This is a genomic window from Frankia alni ACN14a (assembly GCF_000058485.1).
GTDB lineage: Bacteria > Actinomycetota > Actinomycetes > Frankiales > Frankiaceae > Frankia > Frankia alni.
Genome location: NC_008278.1, coordinates 4,326,735 through 4,343,845, shown reverse-complemented (window position 1 = coordinate 4,343,845; position 17,111 = coordinate 4,326,735). Strand labels below are relative to the sequence as shown.

The window sequence follows — 17,111 nt, the reverse complement described above, 5'->3', positions numbered from 1 at the left end:
CGCGCAGTCTACGGCGTCAGGGTGGCGGCGACGGTGTCGGCGAACTCGGTGGCGTAGGGCGACAGCGCCGGCCAGCTGCGGGCCGCCCAGCCCACGGCGAGTGGGGTGAGAGCGGGAATCGGGATCGTCCTGGTACGGCTTTCCGGCAGCGACGTGGGTCCGGGCAGCGCCGGGAGGATGGCCGGGGCGGTGCCGAGTTCGGCGAGGAGAAGGGCCGTGTCCCAGTCGGCGATTCCCGCCGGTGCCGGGGGGCTGACGCCGAGTCGGACGAGGCTTTCCTCGAGTCGCAGACGCGAGGTCGAGTTCTCGGGCTGAGCAATGTAACTGATGTGGCCCAGATCCTCCGGCCGGATCACGGCGCGCTGCGCGAGCGGGTCGTCGGGGCGCACGACGAGCACCCACGGAAGGTCGATCACGGATCGCTGCTCGATGCCGGGCAGCGGCTGACCCAGCGTGATCCAGGCCAGGTCGACCTGGCCCGCCTGCAGGATCTGGACACAGTGCTGGGTCGAGTTCGCCGCGTGGAACTCCAGCGTCACCTTCGGATAGCGCGCACGGAACGCGACGACGGCCTCGGCCATGAAGTGCCGCACGGTGACACCGCCGGTGGTGATCCGGACGGCCCCGCCGACGCCGCGGCGAAGGTCGTCCAGGTGCTGCAGTGCGTCGTCCAGCGAGGCGGTGGCGCTCAGGGCGGCCAGGTACAGCAGCCGACCGGCGGGCGTCGCCACCACTCCGCGCGGCTGCCGCTCGAGGAGCGTCAGGCCCGTCGCCCGCTCGAGCCGCTTCACGTGCTGACTCACGGCGGACTGGGATCGGGAGCTGTCCCGGGCGACGCTGGCCAGGCTGCCGGCAGCACAGACGGCGACGAACACCCGGAGATCCTCGAGGGTCACCTGACCCAAGCTATCACTTGGGTCAGCTCGATAAAACCCGTCGATTGACTTGGGTCCAGATTCGCCGCACGATGACGGTGCACGGAATCGGAAGCGTGGCGGCAACCCGTCCGCGGCCTCGCAGGCGGCGTGTCCAGGGACCCGGGTCCCGGCCACGGCTGCCCGGGTGCCGCCGGGCGGGTGCCGACCCCGACAGTGCGACGGCGGACAGCCAGGACCGGGGAGAGAGCCGACAATGCCCTTCCTCATCGGGATCGCCGGGCCGGTCGCCGTCGGAAAGAGCACCATCGCGCGCAGGCTGGGCGAGCTGCTGTCCCGCCGGCCGGCGGCCCCGAGCACGGGCAGCGTCACGACCGACGGATTTCTCCAGCCGAACCTGGTCCTGGAGCGGCGCGGAATCCTGGATCGCAAGGGATTTCCGGAGTCGTACGACCAGGCGGCGCTGCTGCGGTTCCTCACGGCGGCGAGGGCGGGCCGGCAGGTGCGAGTCCCGTGTACTCGCATGAGCACTACGACGTGGTGCCGGGCCGGTCGGTGACGGTGGGCCGGGAGGACATCCTGATCGTCGAAGGTCTCAACGTGCTGCAGTCGTGTCGCGGCCCGGACGGCCGCGGCCCGGCAGTGCACCTCAACGACCTCTTCGACCTCACCCTGTATGTGGACGCCGACCTCGACGATCTGCGCCGGTGGTATGTGGCTCGCCTGCGGACACTCCTGCGGACGGCACAGGGAAATCCTCCCGCGCATCTTCGTCGGTACGCCTGCCTTTCCGCGACCGAGATCGCCGAGGAGGCGACGAGGCGCTATCGGGAGATCAACGAGGTCAACCTGGTCGAGAACATCCAGCCCACCCGGGAGCGGGCCGACGTCATCGTGCGCAAGGGTTCCGATCACGCCGTGCGGGAGGTGCTCGTACGCGGGAGCGGGGACGCCACGACCAGCGCGGCGGCCAGCGCGCTGCCCGTGATCACGACGATGATCAGGGCCCGGTTCCGCGTCACGGAGGTACCCGCAGTGCCCGCGTGACACCTCCGCGGGGGAGCACGGGCTCCGAAGCGGGCACGGTAGCGCGTGAAATCCCAGGTCAGGGCGCATACGGCGGACCGGGCTGCGGGCCCTGTGCGGGCGACCGAAACGGCGGTCCGGGGCGCAGGTGCGCGAGAGCCTCTCCCCAGCGGGAGCCCGGCTCCCCGGACGGCCGAACCCATGACTGCTTGTGGGCGATTTGACCGCTAAGGTGAGGTCCACGGAGCGTCTGACGAGCGTCAGACGGGGAGAGGGCGGTCGCGGTGGCTACGGCTGAGGACGAGGTGTCGAGCGCGGCACGGGATGTTCCCGCGGCGCAGAGATTCATCGCGGCCGATCTGAAGATGGACATCCCGCATTCGGCGCGGGTCTATGACTACTTCCTCGGCGGGAAGGACAACTTCCCGGCCGACCGGGCCGCCGCCGAGCAGATCATCAGTGTCTTCCCGGACGTCCAGAACACCACCCAGCAGAACCGGGCGTTCATGCTGCGGGCGACCCGCTACCTGGCCAGGGAGGCGGGCGTCCGGCAGTTCCTCGACATCGGGACCGGCATTCCCACCAGCCCGAACCTGCACGAGGTCGCCCAGGAGCTCGCGCCGGACTCCCGGGTCGTCTACGTCGACAACGACCCGATTGTGCTCGTGCACGCCCGGGCGCTGCTGACCAGCAGCCCGGAGGGTCGCACCGCGTATGTGGACGCCGACTTCCACGACCCCGCACGCATCCTGGCCTCCGCCGAGGTGCGTGACACCTTCGACCTGACGCAGCCCATTGTCCTGTCCCTGATCGGAATGCTCCACTTCATCCCGGACGAGGGTGATCCGCATGGCCTGGTCCGTACGCTGACGGATGCTCTGCCGTCGGGCAGCTTCCTGTCGCTCACGCATGGCACGGCGGACTTCGCCCCGGCGGAGGCGGAGTCGGCCGCGGAGATCTACCGGCAGCAGGGCATCCCGACGCGCCTGCGCTCCCGCGACGAGGTGCTCCGCTTCTTCGAGGGCTTCGAGTTCGTCGACCCCGGCCTGGTCAACGTCCTGCGCTGGCGGGCCGACGGCACCACGGACGGACTGGCCGACGCTCAGGTCGGCACGTACGGCGCAGTCGCCCGCAAGCCGTAGTCCCCGCGCCGGAGGTTCATGCGATGACCGCACCGTCAGGCACCCACGAGCCCGCCCGCCGCTTCGACGGCCGCGTCGCCTTCATCACCGGCGGCGCGGCCGGTTTCGGCCTCGCGTTCGCCCGGGAACTCGCCGAACGCGGGGCCTCGATCGTGCTCGCCGACATCGACGCCGCCGCCGCCGAACGTTCCGCGGCCGCCCTGACCGAGGCCGGCCACCCGGTGCTGCCCGTGCGGTGCGACGTCGCCGCCGAGGACACCGTCGACGCGGCGGTCGCTGCGGCCGTCGAGCGTTTCGGCGGGATCGACATCCTGGTCAACAATGCGGGCCGGCACCTGACCCGGTACAACCTGCCGTTCCAGACGCTGGCCCGCGACGACGTGCGCGAGCTGTTCGACGTGAACGTCATGGGCGTCGTGAACTGCTCGCTGGCCGCCCGGCCGTCGATGGCGGCCAGGGGCGGCGGGTCGATCATCAACATCTCGTCGATGGCGTCGCACCTCGGGACGTCGCCGTACGCGGTGTCGAAGCTGGCCGTCCGTGGCCTGACGGTCGCCTTCGCCACCGAGTTCGCGCCCGACAACATCCGGGTGAACGCGATCTCACCCGGGCTCATGGACACCGAGAGCGCGATGGCCGACCTGCCCGCGGAGCTCGTCCGGGACATCATCGACCAGCGCCAGCTCATCCACCGCCAGGGCCGCGTCGCCGACATCGTCGCGGCGCTGATCTACCTGTGCTCGGCCGAGGGCGGCTTCGTCACCGGCGAGACGCTCAAGGTCACCGGCGGCTTCCCGCTCTACTCCTGATCCGCCCGCGCCGGTCAGCCCCCGCCCGGCCGCCTGGTCAGCTCGCGTCCCGTCCGCCTCCCTGAGGCCGGGTCAGCCCTCCCACCAGTGGGAATAGGGGCGCCAGGCGGCCAGTTCCCACCGCTGCGGGCGGCGCGTGACGAGGAGAACCGTGATGAAGGCGTGGCATTTCGTGGCGACCGGGGAGCCCCTGCGGCCGGTGGAGCTTCCCGACCCGGTGGCGGGGCCCGGCCAGGTGGTCGTGGACGTTCGCGCGGCCGGGCTGTGCCACACGGACATCTCCTTCATGAACGGCGAGGTGCCGGGCATGCCGTCGCACCTCCCGATCGTGCTCGGCCACGAGATCGCCGGGGTGGTCGCCGAACTCGGCGCCGGCGTCACGGGCTTCGCCGTCGGCGAGCGGGTCGGCATCGCCCCGGTCCTGCACGACGGTCCCGGGGTGGGCCGTGACGGCGGCTACGCCGAGCGGGCGCTGGCGCAGGTCGACGAGCTCGTGCCGGTGCCCGCCGGGGTCGACTACGCGCAGGCCGCCGCCGCCACCGACGCCGGGGCGACCGCCTACCACGCGGTGAGCGCGGTCGGCGAGGTGGCCGGCGGCAGTCGCGTCGGCGTGATCGGGCTCGGCGGCCTCGGTCAGATCGGCGCCCGGGTGGCCGTCCTGCTCGGTGGCGAGGTCCACGTCACCGACGTGCGGGCCGAGCTGGCGACGACGGCTGACCTGCTGGGCGCGGCGTCGTTCACCACCGACGCCGGTCGGTTCGCCGGCCTCGACCTCGACGTGGTGTTCGACTTCGCCGGCGTCGGCACCACGCGGCTCGCCCTGAGCGCGGCCCGCCCCGGCGGCCGGGTCGTGCAGGTCGGCGCGGGCCGGCCGGAGACGACCATCAGCATCGTCGACCTGGTGGTGCGCCGCCTGGAGCTGCGCGGCACCCTCGGCGCCACCAAGGAGGACCTGGTCGCGGTCTATGCGCTGCTGGCCTCGGGCGCGCTCGACCCGGTCATCTCCACCGTCGGCTTCGACGCCATCCCCGACGGGCTCGAGCGCCTGCGCCGGGGCGAGGCCGAGGGGCGCACCGTGGCGGTCCGTTAGACGGGCGGTCCATTGGACGGGCCGTCCGTTGGACGGGTAGTCCGTTGGACGGGTAGTCCGCGTCACCGCGCCGGTCCGCGTCGCGGGCGCGGCCTTCCTGCCCTAGTCCTGCCTCGGTCCTGCCTCAGTCCGTGGCTCGAGGGCGGTCCGGCCGAGGTGGTGGCTTCACGTCCGCCGCCTGAGTCAGCTCGAGTGCGGCTCGCAGCCGTGCGTTCTCGGTCTCCAGCTCGAGCACCCTGGCGATGCCGGCGAGGTTCAGTCCGGCGGCGAGTAGATGCCCGATCCGTTGCAGCCGGGCCAGGTCGTCGCTGCTGTAGCGGCGGGTCCCTCCGCCGGTGCGGGCCGGGTCCAGCAGCCCGCGCCGCTCATACGCGCGCAGGCTCTGCGGGTCCATCCCGACCAGATCGGCGGCCACCGAGATCCCGTACACCCCTTGGGCCGGGTCGACGTCGGACGGGCTCACGGGGCGCCTCCAGGGACTCGCCCGGACGGCCGGCCGGGGTCTTGCCTCAGTCTGCCACCGGTGCTATACAAAATCTATGTCAGCAGCCACAGATAAGTGGATGACCTGACGTGCTGGTCTACAAGATCGTGATCGTGGAGGTGGAGTTCCGATGTTGGTGCGCACCGACCCGTTCCGGGAGCTGGATCGGCTGAGCCAGCAGGTGCTCGGCACCCTGGGCACGGTGGCCCGGCCGAGCGGGATGCCGATCGACGCCTGGCGCGACGGCGAGGAGTTCGTGGCGGAGTTCGATCTGCCCGGGGTTGACCCCGCCAGCGTGGATCTGGACGTCGAGCGCAACGTGCTGACCGTGCGGGCGCAACGCCCGGCCCTGCGAGGAGACCGCGAGGTCCTGGTCGCCGAGCGGCCCCGCGGAGTGTTCAGCCGCCAGTTGATCCTGGGCGACAACCTGGACACCGAGAAGATCACCGCCAGCTACCACGCCGGCGTGCTGACCCTGCGGATCCCGGTCGCGGAAAAGGCCAAGCCCCGGAAGATCGCGATCGAGACGTCCAGCGACGACCGCCGGGCCATCCACGCCTGAGCCGGGGCGGGACCGATGACGACCCCACCGGGGCCGGCGCCGGTCCGGCCGGTCGAGGCACAACTGGCCGACCTGATCTGCGCCGACCCCGACCTGCTGCACGCCGAGTTCGACGCGATCATCTCGGCCGGGTGGGACAGCGACGTTCCGACGGGCAGGCCAGGGCGGCCACCCGTGCCGGGCCCAGCGTCGCCGGGACCACCGCCGACCGCGTGCCGTCCCCACCCGCACCCGTCCGGACCGCCGGTCGCCCGACGCCCCCAACGCAGAGCCGGGCAGCGGGCGCCGCCCAGCAGCCCGAACCCCGACATCGAGGCAGCAGCACGGCGAAGGGAGACCTAGCCACTACTCACGACCCAAGGAGATTCCCTCAGCACGTCGTCTCGCGCACAGGTCTGGCCCCGGGCGCCCTTACCCGGGGCCAGACCTGCCTTCAGACGGCGGCCCGGTGGTGCGCCCAGGCCTGGTCGAGGGCCTGGGTGAACAGCTCGACGGGCTGCGCGCCGGAGACGCCGAAGGCGTCGTCGAGGACGAAGAACGGTACCCCGGTGATGCCGAGGTCGCGGGCGGCGCGTTCGTCGGCGCGCACCGCGTCGGTGTAGTCGTCGCCCTTCCAGACCCGGCGGACCTCGGCGGCGTCGAGGCCGGCGGCGGTGAAGACCTCGACGGCGGTCTCGGCGTCGAACACCGGCCGGCCCGCGCCGAAGTGGGCCGCGTTCAGGGCGCTGACCGCCTCGGCCTGCCGGCCGGCGTCGGTGGCCAGGTGCAGCAGCCGGTGCAGGTCGAAGGTGTTCCCGCTGAGCCGGTCGGCGGTGTACTGCAGCCCCTCGCCGCGGGCGGCGTCGGCGACGCGGTTCTCCATCGCGGCGACCTCCTCGACCGGGCGCCCGAACTTGGCGGCCAGCGCCTCGCGCAGGGGGCCGGACTCGCCGCGGGGCAGCGTCGGGTCCAGCTCGTAGGAGTGGAACACCACGCTCACCTCGTCGCGGTGCGCGAAACCGGCCAGGGCCTGCTCGAAGCGCGCCTTGCCGATGTAGCACCACGGGCAGACGACGTCACTCCAGATGTCCACGCGCATGCGTCCGACCGTCACCCTCCTCGTCGCGGGCCCGTCGCGGGGCGCCGACCTGCTGCCACCCCGCGGCCGGCGGGCGCACCAGGCCCGACCGGCGACCCTGCCGTCCACCGTCGCCGGAGGTGAACACCGCGCCGGACGGGGAGATTCCGGGTGCTGTACAAGTGTTCAGCTTCCTGACCGTCGATTGACTGGGTTGGCCGACGCGTGTGACCCTCGGCACGTCCGGTTGGACGCGCAGAGGTGAACGCGGAGGCGACGCATGGCATTACGGGTGGTTGTCGGCTACACCGGCGGGGTCGGAAGCACGGTGGTCCGGCTCGTGCAGGGCAACCCGGCGTTCGAACTCGTCGGTGTTCTCGTGCACAGCGAGGACAAGGATGGTAAGGACGCCGGCGACATCGTCGGGATCGCCCCCACGGGCGTCATCGCCACCCGCGACGTCGACGCGCTGATCGGGCTGAAGGCGGACGTCCTCGCCTGGCACGGCATCGACTGGCAGCCGGAGCTGATCGCGCGGTTCATGCGCGCGGGCACCAGCGTCTACTCCAGTCACGGCGGCTGGTTCCTGCCGAGCGAACCCTCGTACGACCTGATTCAGGCCGCGGGCGAGGAGGGCGGCTCCGCCCTGATCGCCGGCGGCAACATCCCCGGCCTGATCAGCGACGTCCTGCCGCTGTTCGCCACCGGCTACAGCGCCGACGTGACGTACGTGCGCGCCTGGCAGAAGGACCACGTCCCGCACTACCCGTCGGCCTTCCAGCTCGGCGAGTTCCTCGGCTTCGGCCAGGAGATCCCCGAGAAGGTGGACCTCGACGGCGAGCTTTCCTTCGCCGACGCGTCCTGGCAGTGGTGCATCGGCCAGTCCGCGCAGATCGTCGCCCGGGCCCTCGGCATTCCGTACGACGGCACCAAGCTGACGAAGAAGGAGTTCGGCGCGGCGCCGGAGGACCTCACGCTGCAGCCCAGCGGCCTTCACATCCCGAAGGGGCACGTCGCCGGGGCCCGGTGGACGCTGACCGCCTACTCCAACGGCAAGCCGTTCTACGAGCTCGTCAACGAGCAGAGCGCGGTGCTCGGCCTCGGCGACGACTGGCGCCAGGACGACGACGAGCCCAACTGGCGCGTCGTCGTCGAGGGCAGCCCGTCGATCGAGCTGCAGTTCGGCCTGCCCGGTTCGCACGACGGTCCGGACCACGTCGCCGCCCTCAACGCCGCGCGCGCGGTCGCCTGCCTGCCCGGCGTCGCCGCCACGCAGAAGACCGGCTGGGTCACGGTGCTCGACCTGCCCGCGCCGGTCGGCGTGGTGTCCGGGGCGCTGCAGTCATGAGTGCGCAGCGCCTGTCCGGCAAGGTCGCCCTCATCACGGGCGGCACGCGGGGCATCGGCCGGGAGTTCGTCGAGCGGTTCGCCCGGGAGGGCGCGTCCGTCGTCTTCACCGGCCGCTCGGTGGACGCCGGCTCGCAGATCGAGCAGGAGGCGAAGGCCCGCGGGGAGAACGTCACGTTCGCCGCCGGCAGCGCGGCGTCGGAGGACGACGTCCGCGCGGCGGTCGAGCTGGCGGTGTCGACCTACGGTTCGCTGACGACCGTCGTCAACAACGCGGCGGCGACGCACCTCACCGGGCCGGGACGGCCCGACACCAAGGTCGCCGACGTCAGCACCGAGGTCTTCGACGAGATCGTCCGCATCGGCCTGTACGGGACGTTCTGGGCGGCGAAGTACGCCATCCCGCACCTCATCGCGGCGGGCGGCGGCGCGATCATCAACATCTCGGCGGCCTCCAGCGTCCTGTCGATCACCGGGCGGCCGAGCTACCAGTCCTCCAAGGGTGCGATCAACTCGCTGACCCGGCAGATCGCGGTCGACTACGGCCAGTACGGCATCCGCTCGAACGCCATCATCGTCGGCTTCACGAACACCGGCGGCGAGGAGATGACGAAGATGGTCGCGAACGAGGCGCTGATGGCGCCCGTCCGCAAGACGATCATGTTGCCTCGGCTTGGCCTGTCCAGCGACATCGCGAGCGGAGCGGTGTTCCTCGCCTCCGACGAGGGCTCGTTCATCACCGGCGTCCTGCTGCCGATCGACGGCGGACTCACGTGCCACCTGGAGATGCCCGACACGGCGAGCGCCGCCGCCCTCGGCGACTGACCGGCGCCGCCTCGCTCCCGGCCAGGAGGGCGGAGCGAGGCGGCGGCGACGGCGGCGTCGAGTGGGTCAGGCGCCGCCGGTCGGGGTGAGCGCGACGACCGGGATGACCCGGGTCGTCGCCGACTGGAACTCCAGCAGGATCGGGAACGTCTCGGCGTGGCGCGCGTAGATGGCGTCGCGCTCCTCACCGAGGATCTCCGTGGCCGTCAGCCGGACGGTGTCGCTGCCGATCTCGGCGGTGACCTCCGGGTGCGCGCGCAGGTGCCGCAGCCACCGCGGATCCTCGTCGAGCCCGTCGTTGATGGCCAGCACGACGCAACGGTCGGCGTCGGCGTCGGCGAAGTAGCTCAACGGCACGATGTGCGGCGTGCCGTCGGCATCGTGGCCGCTGTGCAGCAGCAGCCGGGTGGGCCCCGCGAACCTGCCGGTCGGCTTGCCGCCGGTGGCCCGGTACTCGGTGATGTAGTCCTCGATGTCCTGGGCGGTGAAGGTCTTCCTGCTCATCGTGTCCGCTTTCTCTTCCCAGCTGGTGACCCGACGATCGGGCTGATGCGTCGCCCGGTCGGGGCACGTGGTCGCTCGGCCGGGCATTCTGAATACGGGACGAGCCGGACCCGGCTCCGCGGGACCTTCCTCCCGGCGGCGCCCGCCGTCCGGCCCGCCGCCGCCCGACGTCCGGCCCGCGGTCGGACGGCGGGGTACCCGCCGACTCGCTGCGCCCCGGCGGTGCCGCGGGACGTCAGCTGCGCTGCTCGGATGCGGTGCGTCGTGCACGGTCTGCGGGCTCGGGCCGGGCTGGACGTGCCGCAACCCGCCCACCCCGGAGGGGGCCGGCCGCGACTGCGGCGTCGTCGACCGCACGCACCTGGGTGGCGGCGGCGGGAATGCGGTCGCGGGACGGGGAATTGACCTGAGGGTGAGTGTTGCTGACGACGTCCTTCCGCTGGCCGTTCTCGACTTCGTCGGGATCGAGCACGGCGAGAGCCCGAGCGCCGCGATCGCCGGCGCGGTGAGCGTCGCCCAGGCCGTCGAGGCGGCCGGTTACCGGCGGTACTGGGTCTCCGAGCACCACAACATGACCAGCCTGGCGTGCAGCGCCCCGGAGCTGCTGACGGCCCACGTCGGCGCGCACACGTCCCGCATCCGGGTGGGCGCGGCCGGCATCATGCTGCCCAACCACGCGCCGTTCAAGGTCGCCGAGACGTTCCGGACGCTGCTGGCGATGTACCCGGGGCGGATCGACCTCGCGCTCGGTCGGGCCCCGGGAACCGACCCGCTGACGGCCCACGTGCTGCGCCGGGGGGTGGCAGGCGACCCGGGCGCGGAGTTCCCCGGGCAGGTCGGCGAGCTGTTGGCGTTCCTCGGTGACGGCTTCCCCGCCGGCCATCCCTACGCGCAGCTCGTGGCCGCGCCGCTGGTCGAGGAGCGGCCCGAGCTGTTCGTGCTGGGGTCGAGCCCGTACGGCCCGCGCTTCGCCGCCGTCAACGGCCTGAGCGCGGTGTTCGCGCACCACATGAGCCCGGATCTCGCCGTGGAGGCGCTGCGGGCCTACCGGCGCGAGTTCACCGCGCGCACCGACGGCGCGACGCCGTACGCGGCGATGTCCGTGCTGGCCTTCGCCAGCGACGACGAGGAGGCGATCGGCGAGTTCGAGGCCGCCTGGACCCTGATGATCCAGAACATCACCCGCGGGATCCGCGAGCCGCTGCGCCCCGACGACATCCGCGCGTTCGCCCGCTCGCCCCAGTTCCGCGCGGCCCGCGGTGACGACGGCCGGATGGTGACCGGTGCGCCGAAGTCCGTCGCGGGGCGGCTGCTGGAGCTCAAGCAGGAAGCCCAGGTCGACGAGATCGTCGTCGTCACCCCGAACCTCGACCGGGACCGCCGCCGGGACAGCTTCGCCGCCCTCGCCGACGCCTGGCGCCAGCTCGCCTGAGCGCACCGCCGCCGCAGCGGCCGCCTCACTGCGGGCGGCGCCCTTCGGCCTGGGACAGCTCGGCGGCTCCGATCACGACGCGCTGTCGGGCCACAGGGGGCCGGTGCCGACGAAGCCGCTCGGCGCGAGCCAACGATTGCGATACGTCACCGCCTGCGGGGGTTCTCGACGGGCGACCGCCCAGCGCCCCGTCGGGTAGCCGAAGGAGACGCAACACGCGTTGATCCAGTTCTCCTCGAACGGCACTCCCAACGCGGCCAGCGTCTCCAGGCCGTGGCCGACGCCCCGGCGGGGAGACCCGGCGGGCCCTCTCGAGATCCCGCCGTCCGTCCGCCTCGGGCGCCGGAACAGGAATCCGTTTCCGTTTCGGGGGCCCCAACGATACGGAAGATCATTCCGGTTTGCAGGGGTGCCGGTCAGCGGAGCTGGACGGCGACGCGGTCACGCCCGCCGTGCTTGGCCTCGTACAGCGCGGCGTCGGCGCGGGCCAGCAGGTCGCGCAGGCTGCCGTCGGCGGGTGACCGCGCGGTGAGGCCGACGCTCAGCCGGATGTCGAGCGGCCCGGCCGAGGTGTCGATCGGATCCCGGGCGAGGGCGTTGCGCAGCCGCTGCCCGAGGCTCTCGGCGGTGGTCACCGGCCCGGACATCAGCACGGCGAACTCCTCCCCGCCGATCCGGCCGATGAGATCGTCGTCGCGGAACGCCCGCCGGATGCGCCGGGCGACCTCCGTGAGGACCTCGTCCCCGACGAGATGCCCATAGGCGTCGTTGACCCGCTTGAAGTGGTCGATGTCGACCATCGCCGCGCACACCGGGCGGCCCGCGGCGGCCTGGGCGGCGTAGAGGTGGTCCGCCCGCTCGAGGAAGTGCCGCCGGCTGGCCAGGCCGGTGAGCTGGTCGGTGGCCGCCAGGCGCTGCACCTTCTCGAACAGCCAGGCGTTCTGGTAGCCGATGACCACCTGATCGATGATGGTCTGCGCGATCTGGATGCGTGTCTCGGAGTAGCAGTCGGGTGTCCGGGAGGCGAGCACGACGACCATCTCGATGCTCTCCCGCAGCGGGACGGGCGCGGCCAGCCAGCTGCGGGCCCCCCGCCCGCCGCCCGGCAGCGCCATCGCGTCGGCGGTGGCGAGCACCTCGCCGTGGTCGAAGGCGCGTGCGATCGGACCGCCGGGGGCCGGGCGCAGTTCGGTGCCGACGAGGCCGTCCGCCACCTCGCCGTGCGTCGAGCTGATCCGCACGGTGCCGCCCACCCGGGTCAGCACCCAGGCGACGTCGAACGGCAGCACGGGCCCGGCCGCCGTCAGCACCCGCCCGAGGATCTCCCGGGTGTTCAGGGTCGACGTCGCCTGCAGCGTGACGTTGCGCATCGTCTCGGCCAGGTCCCGCTGCCGGCGTTCCGCCGCGACGACCGCCTGCAGGCGGGCCGCCTCGGCCATGTTCAGCGACAGGCCCACCTGCTTGGCCAACGTGATGAGGATGCGGGCGTCGTCGGAGTTGAACAGGCCCTTGGCGACCCGGCTGTCCACGTAGATGACGCCGCTGCGCCCGCCGTCGATCGGAACCGGCGCCGCGAGAATGCTGCGCAGCCCGTACTGGACGGCGCTCTGCGAACCGAGCGCGGCCCCCTCGTCCGTGCCCGTGACCACCAGCGGCCGCTGCTCGGCCTGGACGCGTTCGACGACGGTCATGGCGATGCCGCGCGGCGGCTCGTCCGACCCCTCGCGCGGCCCTCCGTCCCGCCCCCCGCCGGGTTCCCCGTCCGCTGCGCGCTCGTCGCTCTGGTCGGCGTGGCGCTCCGCGTAGAGGCGCAGCCGCCCCGAGTCGCCTTCGCGGTCGGCCGGGTCGGGGAGCAGCAGCAGCGCCCGGTCCGCCCCGAGGATGGAGATGATCTCGTCGAGGGCCACGGTGGCGACGGCCTGCGGCGTCGTCTCCCGCCCGGCCGCCGCGCTCACCTGGAGCACCGCGTCGAGCCGGCGCCGGTCCCGGGACGCGGTGGCCGGTGACGCCGCGCCGCTGGCCTCGGCGAACGACAGCCCCCGCTCGGTCAGCTCGAACTCGCGGTACACCCTGTGCTCCCGGCCGATCCAGCCGTACCTGGCGGCCACCGTCGCCGCCAGCTCCGCCTCGGTGGTGGCGCGGTCGGGCTCGTCGAGCGCGCGCAGGCAGCGGGCCCGCTCCAGCAGGGCGTCGAAGCGGACCCGGGGCAGGTCGAGGGTGCGGGCGGCCCGTTCCGCCGCATCCACCAGGTCGAGCGCGCCGGCGTGGTCGCCGGCGAGCTGGCGGTCGACGGCCCGCAGCACCTGCAGGTCGGCGGCGAACGGGGGGTAGTCCGCGGCGCGGCGGGCCTCGCGCAGCGCCGCGTGCGCCGTGCGGTGGCGCCGGGCGCGGACCGGCCCGGGCGGGGCGGCCCGCGCCTGCTCCAGCCGGCCCCGCGCCCGGGTGATCCAGAACTTCCGGAAGAACCGGGGCACGCGCCAGGACGGTTGGACGACGGCGTCGCCCATCTCGACCGCGGCGTCGAAGGTCGGCCCGAAGTCGTCGTCCTCGACCTCGAGCTCGGCGACGTCGCTGCAGATCAGGTAGCGCCGGATCCGCTCGACCTCGGACTCGTCGTCGAGCGCACCGAGCCCGGGATGGGGGACCGGCGGATACCGCAGGGTCCGGGCGAGCCTCGCCCGCAGGATGGCGAGGTCCGCCTGCACGCGATCGCCGTGCGGCCTGGTCTCGCAGCTCGCCCACGCCTCGCGGTCATGCCCGCGCAGCGCGAGGCTGCGCACCAGGATCGAGTAGCTGCTGGTGAAGAAGAACGTCTCGATCCACCGGTGGGCGCGCCGGAACGTGTCCTCGGAGTCCCGCTCACCCGCGACGTTGCGGCCGGCGAACAGCAGCGCCGCGGACGTGTACAGGTAGGCCTCCGCCCGCAGCACCGGATCGTCGCTGTCCGCCACGAGCTCCCGCAGCCGGCTCACCCCGCGCTCCACCACCCGGGCGCGCCGGAAGTCCGCCGCGACGAGGACGAAACAGCCGTGACTGCGCACGTACTCCTCGCCCGAACCCAGCCGCTGACTGGGGTGGACGGCCGACATCATGAAGGCCAGCATCGGACCGATCCGCCCCGAGATCCATTCGCTCAGGATGCCGATCTCGTAGAGGCGGCAGCGGATCTCGTGCAGCTCCCGGCACTCCCCGCGGGCTGCGCCGAAGCCCGTCCACGGTCGGCGGCACGCCATGCCCGCCGCCCACCGACCCACGCTGACGGCAGCCATCGCGGCCGGGTTGGCGGGCAGTCCGCGGCCGATCTCGGCCAGCCCCCGGTGGACGTAGTCCAGCGCCGCGGCCGTCCGGAACTCGGCGAACTCCACCCCGGCCAGTTCCAGCAGGGCGCGGGCGCGGCGGCGCGGATCGGTCTGCGTGCGCAGCGCGCGGGTGAAGTGGGTGCGGGCGTCGGCGGGGGCGAGCGTGCGCGCGGAGGCCAGCGCGAACCCCTCCTCGAACGCGGCGTCCGGTTCGACGCCCGCCTCGTCCGCGGCCGCCTGCGCGGCCCGGTACAGGGCCACGGCCTCGTAGGGCGCCGGGGTGGCCAGCGCCGCCGCCGCGGCGGCCGAGGCCAGCCGGAAGCGACGCTGCGGCGCGATCCGCCCGGCGATGGCATGCCGGGCCAACTCGTACAGGTGGCCGTCGCCGCTCGCACCGTCGCCGCTCGCACCGTCGCCGCGCGGGCCGACGGTGTCGAGCGCCTCGACGACGCGCCGGTGCGCGATGATCCGCTCCCACGGGCTCATGGTCGACAGCAGCGCCTCGTGGACGCAGTCATGGACGAAGGACCAGGTTCCGTCCCGGCCGCGGGCCGCGAGCTGACGGGCCTGCGCCTCGGCGGTCGCCATCGAGATCGCGGCGCTGCTCTGGCCGCTCGCGGCGGTCAGAAGCGCGAGGTCGAAGCCGCGGCCGATGACGGCGGCGACCCCGAGGACCGCCGCCGCGGTCGGGCTGAGCGCGTGCACCCGATGGCGGATCAGGTCGAGGACCTCCTCGGGCAGCGGCAGCGAGTCCAGGCCGGTGCGGTCGAGGACGAAGCGGCCCCAGTCGGGCCGGACGAGCCCGGCGTCGATCACGGCCCGGACGTACTCCGCCACGGCCAGCGGGTTCCCGGACGAGCGCACGGCGACATCGCGAGCGAAGGCGTGGTCGGTGATCTCGCCGAGATAGTCGCGGATCACCTCCGCGACCTCGTGCTCGTCCAACGGGCCGAGCGTGATGTCCCAGCTGGTGGCGGATCCGGCCGCCACGCGCAGCCGCGGATCCCGGGTCGCGTTGACCAGCAGCAGCGGCGCGGGGTCGGTCGAGGCCGTGAGATCCTCGAGGATCTGCCGGTCGGCCGGGCCCAGCCAGTGGGCGTCGTCCACCCAGATGACCAGGCCGTGGCTGCGGATCGCGAGCCGGCTGAGAAAGCCGGCCGCGGCCGCACGCAAGCGCGGTTCGCCGGCCTCCGGTTCGCGGGCGGGGCGGTCCACGTCCCACGCGCGGGCGAACAGCGGGTGCACGCGGGCGAGCAACGCGGCGTCGGGACCCGCGGCCGACACCATCCGGGCGAGCAGCTCCCGCCGCCGCGGCTCGGGCAGGCTCGCCAGGCCGCGCAGGTAGCCGTCGATCAGATCGTGCAGCAGTGCCAGGGGCGCGGAGCCGTTCGCGGCGCACCGCCCGCGTAGGACCACCGGTCCGGCCCCTGGTGCCTCCGCCGGTCCGTCCGCCGGGCCGTCCGCCGGGCCGGGCGGAGTGCCGGGTGGGGTGGCGGCCGGCCCGGGCGCGGCGAGGAGGTCCTGGATGAGGAGGGTCTTGCCGGCGCCGGCCTCCCCGACGACCGTCACGACGCCACGTTCCCCCACGGTCCATCGTTGCCCCGCCGTGGATCGTTCGCCGGCGGTACATCGTTCCCCGGGGGTCCGTCGCTGCGCGGTGAGGCATCGTGCCCACGCCTGTCGCAGCAGCGCGCGTTCGTGGCGGCGGCCGACGTGGCGACCCCGGACCAGCAGGTCCGGGTCGCCCGCGCCGGCCGCCGCGGCCTGGTCGACCGGGGGACGCGCGAGCCCGGCCACGCCCGGCGCGAGCGGCGTCAGCGCCGCGACGACGTCGAGGGCGGACGGGAAGCGGTCGTCCGGGTCCTTGGCCAGCAGCCGCGTCACGACCGCGGCGAGTTCCGCCGGGACGTCCGCGCGGACCTGCGTCAGGGGACGAGGCGTCGCGACCGCGTGCAGGCGGAGCAGCTCGGCGGTGTCGCCGGCCTGGAACGGCGGCGAGCCGGCCAGGCAGGTGTGGAGCACCGCGCCGAGGGCGTAGAGGTCGGAGCGCGGCTCGACCGGCCGTCGCAACATACCGGTCTGTTCCGGGGCACCGAACAGAACCGTGCCGACGGCCCGGTCGGTGGGTGGCCCGCCGGCCCGGGTCATCAGCCCGAAGTCGAGCAGGGTGGCCTTCCCGTCCGGTCCGATCATGATGTTGGCGGGCTTGACGTCCTGGTGGACCAGGCCGCGCCGGTGCGCCTCGGACAGCGCCGACGCCACGTCCAGCGCCACCCGGGTGGCCTCGGCGATCCCCAGCGGCCCCTCGGCGATCCGCGCCTTGAGGGACTCTCCCTCGATCATGTCCATGATGAGAAACGGGTGATCCGCCGTGTGCCCGGCGGCCCGAACCCGCGCTATGTTGGGGTGGTTTATGCAGGCCAGAATGGTGGCCTCGCGGGCGAACGCACGCACGACGGACTCGTCGCGCGCCACCGCCCGAAGGGGCACCTTGACCGCATAGTTCCGGCCCTCCCGCTCCGCCCGATACACGACGGAGTAGGCGCCGCGCCCCAGCTCCTCCCGGATCAGGACGCCGGGTATCTCAACCTGAACCACACAGCGTCACCTCGTCACCTGAACCACACAGCGTCATCTCGTCCGCGCCTATGCTCCACCT

Annotated in this window: 15 protein-coding genes; 9 read left to right on the top strand and 6 right to left on the bottom strand. The window is 73.2% G+C overall.

The window, feature by feature from the left end:
* Positions 1-8 precede the first annotated feature (8 nt).
* Entirely contained in the window at positions 9-896 is an 888-nt protein-coding gene (locus tag FRAAL_RS17685; RefSeq protein ID WP_041939438.1) for a LysR family transcriptional regulator, read from the bottom strand.
* A gap of 235 nt (positions 897-1,131) precedes the next feature.
* Here FRAAL_RS17685 and FRAAL_RS33565 point away from each other — a divergent pair, with 235 nt between their 5' ends.
* The 5 genes from FRAAL_RS33565 to FRAAL_RS17665 all read left to right on the top strand — a co-directional run bounded on the left by FRAAL_RS33565 (position 1,132) and on the right by FRAAL_RS17665 (position 4,942).
* Positions 1,132-1,434 (top strand): type I pantothenate kinase, encoded by a 303-nt coding sequence (locus tag FRAAL_RS33565; RefSeq protein ID WP_011605168.1) that lies wholly within the window; start codon positions 1,132-1,134, stop codon positions 1,432-1,434.
* Positions 1,389-1,922: a type I pantothenate kinase gene (locus FRAAL_RS30535; protein WP_011605167.1), complete on the top strand. Its 534-nt coding sequence runs from the start codon at positions 1,389-1,391 to the stop codon at positions 1,920-1,922. Before FRAAL_RS33565 ends, FRAAL_RS30535 begins: the two co-directional genes overlap by 46 nt.
* A 263-nt stretch (positions 1,923-2,185) precedes the next feature.
* Positions 2,186-3,043, top strand: a complete 858-nt coding sequence (locus FRAAL_RS17675) for an SAM-dependent methyltransferase (RefSeq protein WP_011605166.1) — start codon at positions 2,186-2,188, stop codon at positions 3,041-3,043.
* 23 nt (positions 3,044-3,066) lie between these two features.
* A complete protein-coding gene (locus FRAAL_RS17670; RefSeq protein WP_011605165.1) occupies positions 3,067-3,852 on the top strand; it encodes an SDR family NAD(P)-dependent oxidoreductase in 786 nt (261 codons plus the stop codon).
* Between the two features lie 154 nt (positions 3,853-4,006).
* Entirely contained in the window at positions 4,007-4,942 is a 936-nt protein-coding gene (locus tag FRAAL_RS17665; RefSeq protein WP_041939437.1) for an alcohol dehydrogenase catalytic domain-containing protein, read from the top strand.
* A gap of 124 nt (positions 4,943-5,066) precedes the next feature.
* On the opposite strand, the gene FRAAL_RS17660 is transcribed toward FRAAL_RS17665, so the two are convergent.
* Positions 5,067-5,405 carry a MerR family transcriptional regulator gene (locus tag FRAAL_RS17660; RefSeq protein ID WP_011605163.1) on the bottom strand — a complete coding sequence of 113 codons (339 nt, stop codon included), beginning with the start codon at positions 5,403-5,405 and terminating at the stop codon, positions 5,067-5,069.
* A 151-nt stretch (positions 5,406-5,556) separates the two neighbouring features.
* Between FRAAL_RS17660 and FRAAL_RS17655 the strand changes: the two genes are divergently transcribed.
* The gene (locus FRAAL_RS17655) at positions 5,557-5,988 is read left to right on the top strand and encodes an Hsp20/alpha crystallin family protein (protein WP_011605162.1); all 432 of its coding nucleotides are present in this window, start codon (positions 5,557-5,559) and stop codon (positions 5,986-5,988) included.
* A gap of 433 nt (positions 5,989-6,421) precedes the next feature.
* Here FRAAL_RS17655 and FRAAL_RS17650 read toward each other — a convergent pair whose 3' ends face one another.
* Positions 6,422-7,066, bottom strand: a complete 645-nt coding sequence (locus tag FRAAL_RS17650; RefSeq protein ID WP_041939436.1) for a DsbA family oxidoreductase — start codon at positions 7,064-7,066, stop codon at positions 6,422-6,424.
* A 259-nt stretch (positions 7,067-7,325) separates the two neighbouring features.
* On the opposite strand from FRAAL_RS17650, the gene FRAAL_RS17645 reads away from it, so the two are divergent.
* Together FRAAL_RS17645 and FRAAL_RS17640 are read left to right on the top strand one after the other, a co-directional pair.
* Complete coding sequence (locus FRAAL_RS17645) at positions 7,326-8,393, top strand: dihydrodipicolinate reductase (protein ID WP_011605158.1); 1,068 nt, start codon at positions 7,326-7,328, stop codon at positions 8,391-8,393.
* Positions 8,390-9,217: an SDR family NAD(P)-dependent oxidoreductase gene (locus FRAAL_RS17640; protein ID WP_011605157.1), complete on the top strand. Its 828-nt coding sequence runs from the start codon at positions 8,390-8,392 to the stop codon at positions 9,215-9,217. Before FRAAL_RS17645 ends, FRAAL_RS17640 begins: the two co-directional genes overlap by 4 nt.
* A 66-nt stretch (positions 9,218-9,283) precedes the next feature.
* Here FRAAL_RS17640 and FRAAL_RS17635 read toward each other — a convergent pair whose 3' ends face one another.
* Positions 9,284-9,721 carry a nitroreductase/quinone reductase family protein gene (locus FRAAL_RS17635; RefSeq protein ID WP_011605156.1) on the bottom strand — a complete coding sequence of 146 codons (438 nt, stop codon included), beginning with the start codon at positions 9,719-9,721 and terminating at the stop codon, positions 9,284-9,286.
* 412 nt (positions 9,722-10,133) lie between these two features.
* On the opposite strand from FRAAL_RS17635, the gene FRAAL_RS17630 reads away from it, so the two are divergent.
* Positions 10,134-11,153, top strand: coding sequence for an LLM class flavin-dependent oxidoreductase (locus FRAAL_RS17630; protein ID WP_011605155.1), 1,020 nt, complete (start codon positions 10,134-10,136; stop codon positions 11,151-11,153).
* 72 nt (positions 11,154-11,225) lie between these two features.
* On the opposite strand, the gene FRAAL_RS31790 is transcribed toward FRAAL_RS17630, so the two are convergent.
* The gene (locus tag FRAAL_RS31790; protein ID WP_011605154.1) at positions 11,226-11,405 is read right to left on the bottom strand and encodes a hypothetical protein; all 180 of its coding nucleotides are present in this window, start codon (positions 11,403-11,405) and stop codon (positions 11,226-11,228) included.
* 164 nt (positions 11,406-11,569) lie between these two features.
* A complete protein-coding gene (locus FRAAL_RS17625) occupies positions 11,570-17,050 on the bottom strand; it encodes a diguanylate cyclase (RefSeq protein WP_011605153.1) in 5,481 nt (1,826 codons plus the stop codon).
* Positions 17,051-17,111 lie beyond the last annotated feature (61 nt).

Excerpts from the sequence above, each read along its gene's own strand:
- FRAAL_RS33565 (WP_011605168.1), top strand. The coding sequence starts at position 1,132 with ATGCCCTTCCTCATCGGGATCGCCGGGCCGGTCGCCGTCGGAAAGAGC.
- FRAAL_RS17670 (WP_011605165.1), top strand. The coding sequence starts at position 3,067 with ATGACCGCACCGTCAGGCACCCACGAGCCCGCCCGCCGCTTCGACGGC.
- FRAAL_RS17665 (WP_041939437.1), top strand. The coding sequence starts at position 4,007 with ATGAAGGCGTGGCATTTCGTGGCGACCGGGGAGCCCCTGCGGCCGGTG.
- FRAAL_RS17655 (WP_011605162.1), top strand. The coding sequence starts at position 5,557 with ATGTTGGTGCGCACCGACCCGTTCCGGGAGCTGGATCGGCTGAGCCAG.
- FRAAL_RS17650 (WP_041939436.1), bottom strand. The coding sequence starts at position 7,066 with ATGCGCGTGGACATCTGGAGTGACGTCGTCTGCCCGTGGTGCTACATC.
- FRAAL_RS17645 (WP_011605158.1), top strand. The coding sequence starts at position 7,326 with ATGGCATTACGGGTGGTTGTCGGCTACACCGGCGGGGTCGGAAGCACG.
- FRAAL_RS17640 (WP_011605157.1), top strand. The coding sequence starts at position 8,390 with ATGAGTGCGCAGCGCCTGTCCGGCAAGGTCGCCCTCATCACGGGCGGC.
- FRAAL_RS17635 (WP_011605156.1), bottom strand. The coding sequence starts at position 9,721 with ATGAGCAGGAAGACCTTCACCGCCCAGGACATCGAGGACTACATCACC.